The organism is Actinomyces stomatis, assembly GCF_031292835.1.
Lineage (GTDB): Bacteria > Actinomycetota > Actinomycetes > Actinomycetales > Actinomycetaceae > Actinomyces > Actinomyces stomatis.
Genome location: NZ_JASPEP010000007.1, coordinates 43,386 through 55,974 on the forward strand (window position 1 = coordinate 43,386; position 12,589 = coordinate 55,974).

Genomic DNA, 12,589 nt, shown 5'->3' on the forward strand with positions numbered 1-12,589 from the left:
GAGGAGGTCGGCGCTCACCAGGAGGCGCGGGTCGTCTCGGTGGGTCCGTCGAGCTCGGTGAAGCCGGCGTCTGTGACGCTGACGGGCCGGGTGGTGGCCTCCCACTGCTCCCGGCTGGGCACGACGACGCGCACCCGGTAGCCGTCATCGGCCCAGGCCCGCCTCAGGGCGGGTGGTATGAGGCTGCTCTCCCAGGCCAGCTGGGCGGCGTGAGCGCACTGGGCGGCCAGCTTGCCCGAGGTCATCTCGTGCAGGGGCGTGGCCTCGATCGTCACCAGAGCCCCGGTGGAGGCCGACGCCGCCGTGAGCGTGATCTCCTCGACCGCAGCGGGGTCCTTGGCGACGCGCGCGGTGATCTCGGCGGGCGGCGGGGGCAGCTCGTCACCTGCCGGGAAGTGGGTGCCCTCCACCTGGGTCTTGGCCAGCGCCCCGGGCAGGGGGCGCACCGGACCGGGGACGAAGGCGCGCGCGGCCGCCTGCCCCCAGCCGGTGGGGCCGTCCTGGGTGACGGTAACGCCGTCGATGCCCTGGACCTCCTCCCAGCGCTTGCCCCGGGCTCGGCGCACGAGCTTGCGGATGCGCCCGTCGCGCCAGTGCTCGACGGCCGGGCTCCACGGTCCGCCGGAGGCGGAGGCGGGCGAGGCAAGGAGGGAGACGACGGCCCGGGCGGCGGCCTCGGCGACGTCGATCCGCCGGGGCGGGTGGACCTTGTCGTAGCGCACGGCGATCTGCATGCCCCAGGGCACGATGTGGTCCAGATTCCCGGATAGAGAGGGCTGAAGCGATGACGGTGATGCGGAGTGCGGCACGGGCAGGAGCCTACGGGGTCGTGATTGACGGCGTCAGGTCCCACCTGCACCTCGACTCCTGGAGGACCGTCAGAGCCATGGGAACGGTGGACGGGAATGACCAACGAGCACATTTCCCACCAGATGGAGGATAGGTGACGCATGAAGATCCTCCTGCGGCAGGAGAGGATTCTCAATGCGAGTCGTTTAGGTTGCCGCTATGCAACCACCTGTTCCGTCCACCATTCCCGGTTCTCCGGGCTCAACGCCGTCAACCGCGCCGGCCTCTCGCCCGCGGATGTTCAACGGCGCAACCGTTCACGGCATCAAGGGAATCCGCGAACTGCGTCACCCTGCCGAGATCCCGCTGCTGATCGCGACGAGCGTGGCGACGGGATTGGCCTATCTGCTGTGGATCGGACTGCTGATCTGGCTGATCGCCGTACCAGAACCGACCGGTCCAGGGGCTCAGGTCCGCGATTTCTTCCTCAACAAGGAGGGCAGCGGCATGCAGTTCCTGCTGCTGGTACCCGCCGTCCCGATCATCCTCTGGGTGGCACGCGCGATGATGTACGCCAAACTCCGCGCAACCGCGGTCCAGATGAGTCCCACCCAGTTCCCGGAGGGCTACCGAATGGTTGTCGAGGCGGCCCGGCAGTTCGGCCTGCGCCGGGTTCCCGATGCCTACGTGGTGATGGGCAACGGTCGGATCAACGCCTTCGCGGCCGGCCACGGCTTCCGGCGTTTCGTGGCCGTCCACTCCGACATGTTCGAGATCGGTGGCCGGATCCGCGATCCCGAGGGGCTGCGCTTCGTCATCGGACACGAGGTCGGGCACCTCGCCGCAGGCCACATCTCCCTCCTGCGTCTGCTGTTCGTCACACTTGGCCGCAACGTTCCATTTCTGGGCAGTGCTCTGAGCCGGTCCCAGGAGTACACGGCGGACAACCACGGCTATGCCTATGCACCTCAGGGCGTGCCCGGACTCGTCGGGGTCCTCTCCGGCGGCAAGTACCTGGGGGCCGAGGTCAACACCCACGCCGTGGCAGATCGCGCCACACGGGAGAAGGGCCTGTGGTTGCACATGTCCGTCTGGCGGTCCTCACACCCAGTCATCACCTGGCGCGCCCACGCCCTGCGCGACCGCAGCCGGCCGGGACGACTCATGATCCGCCCGCCGGCGTCGACCGCCTGGTTCCCGCCCTCGGTTCCCAGCGGCTACGAACGCTCCAGTTCCTGGCCGACGCCGGAGCAGATGCTCGCGGTGCTGGACTCCACTACCACGAGCGTGCCCAGCGAGGAGCAGTTCGGCCGCTACCCGGGCGTGACCTACGAGATTCCCAGTAATGAGCTGCGCTGGGCCTCCCCCGTTCCCGTTCCGGCGAGAACGGAGCCTCTCGGGCAGGCCGCCTTCGGAGCACACCACAGCATGGCCGGTTCCGCCGGACCTCAGCAGCCCGAGCCCTACGGGTACACCCCACCAGCAAGTCCCATGCAGGAACAACGCATGGATGCCCCGGGTGCGGCATCCACTGAGGCAACGATCCAGGAGACTCCGCACTCCGAGACCGACCAGTACTGAGCTCGGTCGGGGGACGGCGAGCCCGCGTCAGCACTCGGTCAGCGCAGTGGCGCCGGTTGGTGAACGGAAGCGTTCACCAACCGGCGCCGTTCTGCACCCGTGCAGTGTTCGTGCTGCGCCCCGCGTACTTCTCCGCACCGGGAGCGCCGGAGGACTCAGCTCGGAGCGACAGCGCTGGCCGCCGTCGTGAAGGATTCCAGGGCGTCCCGAAGGTCCGCGGAGTTGTCGGCGACATGAATGGCCTGGCAGCGTGTGGTGAGCTCGTCGAGCTCGGCCAGGCGACGTCCCACGGACTCGACGACGCCGGAGGCGGCGCTGGAGAGCTCTGCGGCGGTGGCGGGCAGTGCCGGGTCGCTCGACGCGGGAGAACCGGTCCACAGCATGAGGAGCTGGTTCGGGATCGTCATCATGCGGCTGGCCTCGCCGATGTAGGCGACCGCCTGGGCCGCGAGCGCGCTGTGGGCCTGAGCCTGACGCTCCATCTCGGCAATGCCGTCACGAAGCGACTCGATGAGGTCGGGGATGGCCTCCGCCGAGTACTGCAGGTCTCCGGCGCCGTCGATGAGCTCGACGGTGAACAGCGAGGTGATGGTGGCGTGCAGGCGGGCCAGCGCAATGCGGAAGCGGGTCCGGGCGCCATTGGAGTCGAGCTGGGCCAGGGTGTCGACCAGTCGCGCCACGAGGGGGCTGACCAGGATCTGCATCTGGGTCCACAGGTCCAGCAGGTCGGCCAGGGGCTTGACCCGGGGGTCGGAGCGGTCCAAGGCGGCGATGCGCTCGGCGCTCAGACGAGGGTCCTCCAGGGTTCGGGTCAGCCCCTTCCCCGCGGCCTTGAGGGAGGCGGAGAGCTCGGCGAGCTGCTGCTGACCGGACATCCACGAGTCGAGCCCCGCGGCGATGGTGGTCACCGCCTCGAGCATGACGCGCAGGTCCCCGGTGGCGCCGGGGCGCTCCGGAATCCCCTCGGAGAGCTCCTCACGGCGCGCCACCTCCGCCGGCAGGGCCGCGTTCTGGAACTCCTCGTAGGAGGACAGACCCGCCCCGGCCAGCAGCTCAGCGATACGGCCGAGTCCCTCCTCCGCCGCCGCCCGGCGGTTGGCCCCGGCATTGACAGCCTGGTCCTCGATGGCACGAGCGTCGCGGTAGATGTCGCAGGCGGTTTCGAACAGGTCGGAGCACACCGGCCGGGTGCGCACCGAGAGGTAGCCGCCGTCGGACAGCGGGGTGACGGTGGCGAAGACGTCGTACTCACTACCGTCGGCGGCGAGGTTGCGCACGTAGGCGGCGAAGGGACTGCCGGTCTTGAGGGTGTCCCACATGGCTTTGAAGGCTCCACCGGGCATCTCCGGGTGGCGGATGATGTTGTGCGGGGCGCCGGAGAGCTCGTCACGCCGGTAGCGCGAGAGCTCAATGAAGACGTTGTTCGAGTGGCGGATGACGCCACGCGCGTCTGTGGTGGAGAAGAAGAGCTGGTCAACCCCCACCTCGTGAATGGCTCCGGTGACCTGCGGCATAGGCAACTGCTCCTTGAAGAGATCGAGGGACGGCGACATCCGGCACGCGGAGCCGGGTGACCACCGCCTTCCACCCGTTGATTGACGGTTGGACGGCTGAACATTACACCCCACTTCCGGAACAACACCTGGAAGGAATCAAAGAAAAGGGACTGCCCGCGTGTTTAAAACACATCGGAGATTAATCACATTTACCCCCTCGGAAAAGCACATATCCCGCCTCGGAAAATCAAAAGAAATCCACTGAACGAATTCCCAGAATACTCTCAGGTACATTGAAGTGCTCCCCCAGGAGCAGTGGGTTACATAGTGATCGCCGCCGGACGGAACCGGTCGCGAGGGTTGGGGAGCCCGATGACCGATCGGTTTTCGAGGTCGCCCGGGTTGATAGGGAGCCCGATCGCGAACCGCTCCGGCGAAGGAGGGTGAGTCTCCTCTGGAATATGGGATCCAGAGGCGATACCACCCTCAACGACAGGGGCCTGTGGGTCTCGGAGAAGTCCGAGACCCACAGGCCGCGTCGTTTTTCGACATCATTGCGTCGGTTTCTTCTCCACACTCCCGTCTATCGAATAAGGCGGGGAAGCAGACGGACACCGATCGCCATGACTACGAGCTCCACCAGGGTCTGAGTCACCACCGCAATCGGTGCCATCCCCATGGAATCGGGCAGCGCCAGAGCCAACGGCAGAACCACCAGCGAGTTACGGGTGGTCCCGGAGAAGGCGAGAGCCAGGCGCTCCTGACGTCCCTGGTGAGCCATGCGCCCAGCAATGTCTCCCACAGCCGGCATAACAAGAGCGAAAGTCACAAAGAGGGGAACAACCCGGGCGACGACGTCGGGCCGGGAGGCGACATGGGGAACCTGGGACGCGACGACGAGCACCAGGGTCGCCATCATGAGCGGAACCATGAGCGCCGTCGTCGCTGAAGCGAGCCGGGCGGCTGACCGGAACCGGGGCGAAGCACGCCGTGTGAGGATCGATAGCCCCATGGGCAGTGCGATCATGAGGACGAAGGCCTGCGCGAAGGGCTGCCAGCTGATACCACCACCCTGAGCCCCAGGTGAGCCGGCGGCGAAGGCCAGCCACAGTGGCAGGACAAGGGCCTGGATGAGCATGAGAGCCGGAGATGCCGCCAGGATGCACGACCATGCGCCGCCGGCCAGACGGGTGAAGACCATGACGTAGTCGACGCAGGGCGCCAGAAGCACCAGGAGGGTGCCGACCAGGAGCCCCGGCTCATCGGCCACCAGCCGGGACAGGGGCAGGACCACCGCCGGCACCACCAGGAAGTTGACCACCAGAAGCGCCGTCATGAACCGGGCGTCGGCGAAGGCGGCCCGCAGGCGATGGAAGGGGACACCGAGAAAGGTCGCGTACAGCAGCGTGACCAGTACCGGGGCGATAGCCACCTCAAGAAGGCTGCGGGCTGCAGGAGCGGCCAGCCCCAGGACGGCGCCGGCCACGAGCGCACCCAGGTACAGGACCACCTGGTGGTGCTCCATCCACGCGACCACCGGGGCCTGCTCGCCTGCGTCCTCCATAACGGAACCGTATCGCGACCAGACGGGACGGTAACCGTTGCCGGGTGGCTACGCCTCCAGGGAGTAGCCCGTCACCGGCCCGGCAGTGTTGGGCTGCCAGCCCAGCGCCGGGGCAACGTGCTCAGCGAAGGCCTGAAGGATGTGGAGATTGAAGTCGACGCCGAGCTGACTGGGGATGGTGAGCATGACGGTGTCGGCGGTATGGAGCGCCTCGTCCTGGGTCAGCTGCTCGATGAGGACGTCGGGCTCGGCGGCGTAGGTGCGCCCGAAGGTCGACTGCAGGCCGTCAATGATGCCGATCTGGTCGCGGGAGTCCTCGCCACGCAGGGCGAAGAATCTGCGGTCGACGTCGGAGACGATCGGGAAGATGGAGCGCGAGACGCTCACACGCGGGGTCCAGTCGTGGCCGGCCTCCTTCCACGCCTCGCGGTAGCGGCGGATCTGCTCGGCCTGGAGGTGGGAGAAGCCTTCACCGGTGGCCTCGGTCAGGAGGGTCGAGCTCATGAGGTTGAGTCCCTGACGGGCGGTCCACTCGGCGGTCTCCCGTGAGCCGGCACCCCACCAGAGGCGGCGGTCCACTCCGGGGGCGTGCGGCTCGATGCGCAGACGGGCACCGGCGCCGGCACCCGGGGTCATGCCGCTGCTGGTATCGAGGTCGGCCTGAGGGACGCCCCGGACGGCATCGAGGAACTGAGCGGTGTGGGCGTGAGCGACGTCGGCTCCGCGCGGGTCGGCGCCGCCGGTGTAACCGAAGGTCTCCCAGCCACGTACAGCCTGCTCCGGCGAGCCGCGGGAGATGCCGATGGCGATGCGCTGGTCGGTGAGCAGGTCGAGGGCGGCGACCTCCTCGGCCAGGTAGAGCGGGTTCTCGTAGCGCATGTCTGAGTTATGGCGTTGGACGGAACACCTATTGCTTGCGGGCACGCGCAGCCCGCAGTCCGTTGGCGATGACGACGACTTCGGCGACCTCGTGCACGAGGACGACCGCTGCCAGGCCGAGCACGCCGGTGATCGCCAGCGGCAGCAGCACAGTGATGATCGCCAAGGACAGCACGATGTTCTGGTTGATGATCCTGCCGCCGCGGCGGGCGTGGCGCAGAGCCTGCGGGATGAGGCCGAGGTCGTGGCCGGTGAAGGCGACGTCGGCGGACTCGATCGCGGCGTCGGAGCCGGTCGCGCCCATCGCGATGCCCACGGTCGCCCCGGCCAGGGCGGGCGCGTCGTTGATGCCGTCGCCGATCATCGCGGTCGGCGACGTCTCCGAGAACCCGGCGACGATGCGAGCCTTGTCCTCGGGACGCAGCTCGGCGTGCACGTCGCCGATCCCGGCCAGCTTCGCCAGCGCAGCAGCGGTGCGGGAGTTGTCGCCGGTGAGCATGCTCACCTCGACGCCCTGGTCGCGCAGGGTCCGCACGACCTCGGGGACCTCGGGGCGCAGCTCGTCGCGGACGCCGATCGCCCCGGCCAGGAAGCCGTCGACGGTGACGAGCACGCAGGTCTGCCCCTCGGCCTCCAGGTCCTCGACCCGGGCCTTGAGCGGACCGGCGTCGATCCAGCGCGGACTGCCCACCGCCACCCTGCGGCCGTCGACCAGGCCACCGATGCCGTGCCCGGCCTCCTCGGCCACGTCCTGCGCGGCGGGGGTTCCCCGGCCCGCGGCGGCGATGGCGGCGGCGAGTGGGTGCGTCGAGTGCTGCTCCACGGCGGCAGCCCAAGCAAGCACCTGCGCATCATCGAACCCATGGGCGGCGACGATGGCGGTTACCTCGGGCCGGTTGCGGGTCAGAGTGCCGGTCTTGTCCACGGCCAGGTGCCGGATGCCGCCGAGGCGCTCGAAGGCGGCCCCGCTCTTGATGACGACGCCGAACTTGGTCGCCGCGCCGATCGCGGAGACCACGGTGACGGGCACCGCGATCGCCAGCGCGCAGGGGCTGGCCGCGACGAGGACGACCAGGGCGCGGGTGATCCAGGTCTCCGGGTCGCCGAGCAGGGACCCGAGCACGCCGACGAGGACGGCGAGGACCATCACGCCGGGCACCAGCGGGCGGGCGATCCGGTCAGCGATCCGGGCTCGGTCGCCCTTCTCGGCCTGGGCCTGCTCTACCAGCTCCACGATCGTGGTCAGCGAGTTGTCGGTGCCCGCGGCGGTCGCCTCGACCTCCAGCACGCCGGCGCTGTTGATCGCGCCCGCCGACACCGCTTCTCCGGGCGCGACCTCGACCGGGATCGATTCACCGGTGATCGCCGAGGTGTCCAGGCTCGACCGGCCCGAGCGGACCAGCCCATCGGTCGCGACCCGCTCGCCAGGGCGGACCAGCAGCACGTCGCCGACGGCGATCTCCCTGGCCGGGACCGAGGCGGAGGTCCCGTCGCGCAGCACGGTCGCGGTCTCCGGCACGAGCTTCAGCAGCGCGCGCAGCCCGCCGCGGGCGCGGTCCATCGCCTTGTCCTCCAGGGCCTCGGCGATCGAGTAGAGGAACGCCAGCGCGGCCGCCTCCTCGACGTAGCCGAGGATCACCGCGCCCACGGCGCTGATCGTCATCAGCAGCGCGATCCCGAGCTTGCGCTTCACAACGAGATTCCGGATCGCACCGGGCACGAACGTGTACGCGCCCAGCAGCAGGCCCGCCCAGAACGCGACCAGCGCCGCGATGTGCAGCCCCGACCACTCCAGCGCCAGGCCGGTGCCGAACGCGACGCCGGAGAGGATCGGCACGACCAGGCCGGGATCACGCCACCACGGGCGCTCTGCCTCCTCTGCCTCGTCCGCGGGGCTGGTCGTCGGCTCGTCGCAGCCGCAGGCGGCGCTCACGAGGCGTCCCCCGAACTGCTCGCGGCGCAGCAGCCCGGCACCGAGCAGGCCGGGTCGATGCACGGCGCGCTCTCGTCCACGGCGAGGGTCACATCGACCAGTGCCGTCAGCGCCGCGGCCAGGTGCGGGTCGGCGATCTCGTAGCGAGTCTGGCGGCCCTCGGGCTCGGCGACCACGATCCCGCAGTCGCGCAGGCAGGTCAGGTGGTTGGACACGTTCGAGCGGGTCAGCCCCAGCTCGCGCGAGAGCACCGCGGGGTGGCTCGGGCTGTCGAGCAGGGACATCAGGATGCGGGAGCGCGTCGGGTCGGCCATGGCCCGGCCGAGCCGGTTCATGACGTCAAGACGCGAAGCAATGGTCAGCATGCACTGAACTATACAGCAGCCGCTGACCTAATGTCCAGTTGTCGCGGCTGCCGCACGCGCTGCGCGCGCTTGCCCTCGTGAGGCGTGATCACCTCTTGCGCCAGCGGGGCCACTTCGGCATCCCGCGGCCCTTCCAGGTCTCCACGAGACCCGCAACCCAGCGGACGGACGCGAAGAGCCCGTAGCCGGCCCCGGCGAGGCCAGCGCCGACCACGAGCCACCGGCCGATGCCGAGCCACACGCTCCCGTCCACGTCCAGCGCCCACTGAACACCCGTGATGAGCCCGGCGATGCCCATCCAGAGACCGGCGACGACCACGGCCACCGGCAGGAGAACGAGGCACATCGCGACGGCGGCGGACCAGAGCTGTCGCGCCTCCAGCTTCGCCGTCGCGGCGATGATCCGCTCCGCCCGCGCGTTCGAGGCGTCGAGGCTCGCGGTCATCGTGGCCGAAGCCTCCCCGGCGACCTGCTCGACAGCCTTCTCGACCCGTTCCTCGGTGCGCTTCTCGATCCGCTGGACCGCGCCGCCGACCTGGCTCACGAGCTTCTGGTTCGCTGTGACCTGCGCCTTCAGACCCTCAATCGCCGAGGCCGTAGCCGCGCGATTCTTCTGCGCCTCCGCGACCAAGCTCCGCGACGCGGCGTTCAAGCTCTCGCCGTTGAGACTCTGCGCGAACTCGCCGAGCGTGCTCGCGATCTCGTTCTGCCTGCTCTCGATACTCGCGATCCTCGCGGACACGTCACTGGAGGGCGAGGAGGTCGACGCCGGGGCCGTGATCCGCTCCAGCCGCCTCGTCGTCTCCTCGTCCATGACCTTCACGAACCCCGCGAGCTTCTTCTGCTGTTCGGTCAGCGTGGCGATCCTCGTGTTCTGCGCCTCGACGGCGGCGAGGATCGAGGTCAACAGCTCCATCGTCTCCGGACTGCCGAGCTGCTGCTGCGACTGCTCGGGCTCGTTCTGCTGCTTCAGCCTGTCGAGCGCTGCGCTCATGTTCCTTCTCCTTCGGTAGTCGAAGAACGCCTGCGCGCCCTCCGGGGTGAAGTCCGCCGAGAGGGCGCTCGCGCGCTTGCGGCGCTCGGCGCGGCCGGACTCGCCGCGGCGATCCTCGATGTAGAGCGTCCAGGTCTCTTGCCCGGCGCGCTTGCCCTTCTTGCTGACGGGGCTGTGCAACCGCATCCGCGGCACCCGCTCCCCGTCATCGCCGAGCCGCTGGTTCTGCTCCTCGATCACCGAGACCAGACCGGCCTTGTCCACCGCCCGGGGATCGGCCAGCGCCGCGCTCATCCGGTCGCCCATCTCGCGGTCGAGCGATCCCTCGGCGAAGTCCTCGCGGCGCAGCTCCCAGTCCTTCGGTGCGTGCTCCAGCCGCTTCACGACCGAGAGCCCGTGTTCTCGCATCAGCTGGTCGTTCGCCGACTGGACGCCCCGCTGATTCCCGGCCTTGCGGTCGTGGAACGTGCGATAGTCCGAGAGCGCCTTCCCCGTCCGGTTGTTGTGGTTGATGACCAAGATGTGGTTGTGCGGCTTCTTGCCCCGCCCATCCACATGACTGACTACGAGGCAGTCGGAATCCGGGTGCATCTTCTTCGCGAGCTGATAACCGAGATCGTTCACCCGCTGCACGTCCTCCGGACTCTTCGGGTCGAACTCCTCGTCGCTGAACGACTGGCGGTAATGCACCGCCTCGACCTCGCGCGTCGTGTTCTGCGTGAGCGACCGAGCGCGCGCCGAGAACGCGCCGGGGCCTCCCGGCACATCGCACGTGATCGCGATGCCCCGCTCGTCCTCCTTGCCACGGATATAGCGCTCCGTGTCGGCGGCGCTGGCGCTCGCGCTGTAGTGCGTGGTGCTCATGAGGCCGCCCGATCCCCGAGCAGGGCGCGGACCTCGCGCAGCAACTCGATCAGCTCGGGCACCTCCGCCGACAGCGCCACTGACTCACCAGCCCGCGCCCGGCGGTCGAGGTCGTTGACGTTGATCGCCAGCGGGCGAATCTGCGCGGCTAGCTCGCGAGCATCCGCCGACGCCTGCACCCGCGCCTCGACCCCGAGCAGGTGCGCGGCCACGGCGGCGTCCAACTCCTCGCTCCGAGAGGCGTGGAGGGCATCCCGGACGACGGTCCGCACCCACGTGCTCGGAGCCAGCCCGAGCCGCTTCGCACGAGTGCGAAGCGCCGCGAGCGTCTCCTCTCCGAAGTCGGTATCGAGCTTCGCGCGGCCCCCACGACGACGCTTCGCGCCGCCGTGACTCTGACGCACAGCCTCCGCATCAGCCCGACCGGTGTTCACCTGGGAGTCGGTCTGCTGCTCCACCTGTACGCCAGAGTGGCAAGCAGTAGCCGTGTCGGACATTTCGCTGGCGCTCATGTCCTCCCCGGCTGCTTGCGAGGGGCCTCCGGCCCCCTCGACCCCCTGGAAGAGCGCATCGCGTTCGGTGCTCATGCGGCACCTCCGATCAGCGCCAGCGGCACGTCAGGGCTCCGCACCGCGAGCCCGCCCAGCAGCTCAGCAACCGCGCCCTCAGCGTCATGTTCCCCCGAGGTCTCCGGACCGTAGGTCAGTTCCCGCGACCCGACGTTCTGGTGATACGCGTTGCCGTACATGCCGGGCGTGTGTGCGGCGGTCGGGATGCTGCACTGGTGCCACTCGTAGGGCTCGATCTTCCCAATGTGCTGCACGAGGTAACGATTGATGTCGTCGGCGCGATAGACCTTCACGACCGAGGCCAAGCGGCGGATGAACTGGTCCAACGCCTCGTCCACGTTGCCCTTCTGGCGGGCGTAGTAGAAGAACTCGACAGGCTCGATCGTCGCCGTGATGACGATAAGGCGCGGGGCCACCTCGCCCTTGTTCTTGTACCGAGCCTTCGCAGGCGAGGCGTTGTACGGATCAAGCAGCAGCAGCCAGTCGTTCGCATCCATCGCCGAGGCCCGCAGATCGTCCAGCAGCAGCACCTCCTCGCCTCGCCAGTCATCAAGCGGGTTCCCCGTCGCGGCCCGGTAGACCTGCCACCGCTCGCCGTGCGCGTTCGCCGCGTTGATCGCCTCGGTGATGAAGTCCGTGGCGAACCGGGTCTTGCCGATCCCGGCATCCCCATGGACGAACACCACGTGCGTCGAGAACTCACCGGCGCGGAGCTTCGCCGCCGCCCGGTATGCGCGGCGCTGGCCGTAGGCCGACAGCGCGTCGTCGATCTCCCGCTGATGCCGCGAGTAGATGTCGAACAGCTCGTCCGTGAGCATGATCTGATCCCGCGTGAACTCGCCCTGGAGCACGCGCTCGCGCATGTCCTCGAAGTTCTCGGCGACGACCTTCTTCTTCACGTGCGCGCGCCCCTTGAGCCAGGTCTCCCGACGCTGGGCGTCGATCCCGAGGTAGTCAGGCCCACGCACCGTAGCGACCTCCGAAGGCGCGTATTGGTGCTTGTCCGCGTACTTCACGTGCGTCAGATACGACAGCATGTTGTCGTAGGCGTACCGCCCGCGGCCCGGCTTCTCGACGTACTGGGGCTCGACGCCGATGCCGAACGCGAGCCGATCCAGCGGTGCGCTCTTCGCACGGCTGGCGAACTTGATGACCGCGTGCAGGTGATCGGGCTTCGGCTCGATCACCAGAGCCTTCTCCGTGTCGCTCCAGACCTCGCGCTCGTCCTTGTCATGCACGATGCCGTAGGCCTCGACGACCTCGCAGCCGGTGGCCTCGAGCCGCTGCACCACGTAGGCGAGGATCGCCTCGGCTCCCTGCTGGAGCAGCGCGGCCCCGTTCGGGTCCTCGGCAGCCCAGGTCCAGTACGACGGATCGAGGTACTGCGTGAGCCCGATGCTCGTCGGGTTGTTCTCCTGCTTAGCCACAGCGACCACCCCCGCCGCGGACAGCGCGGAGGGCCTCAGAGAGATTGCGGCGCCTAAATGACCCCCTATTGACCCCCAAATGAGACCCAAAATGATCCCACGAGGCCACGCGACGGAGCGCGGGCGGA

General features: G+C 68.8%; 10 protein-coding genes. 1 reads left to right on the forward strand and 9 read right to left on the reverse strand.

The window, feature by feature from the left end; all coding sequences use genetic code 11:
• Positions 1–14: 14 nt before the first annotated feature.
• Positions 15–734, reverse strand: a complete 720-nt coding sequence (locus RIV12_RS06055; RefSeq protein ID WP_428978918.1) for a peptidyl-tRNA hydrolase — start codon at positions 732–734, stop codon at positions 15–17.
• A 352-nt stretch (positions 735–1,086) separates the two neighbouring features.
• Here RIV12_RS06055 and RIV12_RS06060 point away from each other — a divergent pair, with 352 nt between their 5' ends.
• Positions 1,087–2,370 (forward strand): M48 family metallopeptidase, encoded by a 1,284-nt coding sequence (locus tag RIV12_RS06060; protein WP_309322861.1) that lies wholly within the window; start codon positions 1,087–1,089, stop codon positions 2,368–2,370.
• Positions 2,371–2,525: 155 nt separating this feature from the next.
• On the opposite strand, the gene RIV12_RS06065 is transcribed toward RIV12_RS06060, so the two are convergent.
• The 8 genes from RIV12_RS06065 to RIV12_RS06105 all read right to left on the reverse strand — a co-directional run bounded on the left by RIV12_RS06065 (position 2,526) and on the right by RIV12_RS06105 (position 12,461).
• The gene (locus tag RIV12_RS06065) at positions 2,526–3,884 is read right to left on the reverse strand and encodes a PAS domain-containing protein (protein WP_309322826.1); all 1,359 of its coding nucleotides are present in this window, start codon (positions 3,882–3,884) and stop codon (positions 2,526–2,528) included.
• 565 nt (positions 3,885–4,449) lie between these two features.
• Positions 4,450–5,430 carry an arsenic resistance protein gene (locus RIV12_RS06070; protein ID WP_309322827.1) on the reverse strand — a complete coding sequence of 327 codons (981 nt, stop codon included), beginning with the start codon at positions 5,428–5,430 and terminating at the stop codon, positions 4,450–4,452.
• A 48-nt stretch (positions 5,431–5,478) separates the two neighbouring features.
• Complete coding sequence (locus RIV12_RS06075) at positions 5,479–6,309, reverse strand: LLM class flavin-dependent oxidoreductase (RefSeq protein WP_309322828.1); 831 nt, start codon at positions 6,307–6,309, stop codon at positions 5,479–5,481.
• Between the two features lie 28 nt (positions 6,310–6,337).
• Positions 6,338–8,242 carry a heavy metal translocating P-type ATPase gene (locus RIV12_RS06080; RefSeq protein WP_003780583.1) on the reverse strand — a complete coding sequence of 635 codons (1,905 nt, stop codon included), beginning with the start codon at positions 8,240–8,242 and terminating at the stop codon, positions 6,338–6,340.
• Positions 8,239–8,607, reverse strand: a complete 369-nt coding sequence (cmtR, locus tag RIV12_RS06085) for a Cd(II)/Pb(II)-sensing metalloregulatory transcriptional regulator CmtR (protein ID WP_003780589.1) — start codon at positions 8,605–8,607, stop codon at positions 8,239–8,241. The genes RIV12_RS06080 and cmtR overlap by 4 nt, the downstream gene beginning before the upstream one ends.
• Positions 8,608–8,695: 88 nt before the next feature.
• Positions 8,696–10,465 carry a relaxase/mobilization nuclease domain-containing protein gene (locus RIV12_RS13155; protein WP_428978917.1) on the reverse strand — a complete coding sequence of 590 codons (1,770 nt, stop codon included), beginning with the start codon at positions 10,463–10,465 and terminating at the stop codon, positions 8,696–8,698.
• Complete coding sequence (locus RIV12_RS06100; protein WP_009212769.1) at positions 10,462–11,052, reverse strand: hypothetical protein; 591 nt, start codon at positions 11,050–11,052, stop codon at positions 10,462–10,464. The genes RIV12_RS13155 and RIV12_RS06100 overlap by 4 nt, the downstream gene beginning before the upstream one ends.
• Entirely contained in the window at positions 11,049–12,461 is a 1,413-nt protein-coding gene (locus RIV12_RS06105; protein ID WP_254654137.1) for a Rep family protein, read from the reverse strand. Before RIV12_RS06105 ends, RIV12_RS06100 begins: the two co-directional genes overlap by 4 nt.
• Between the last annotated feature and the right edge of the window lie 128 nt (positions 12,462–12,589).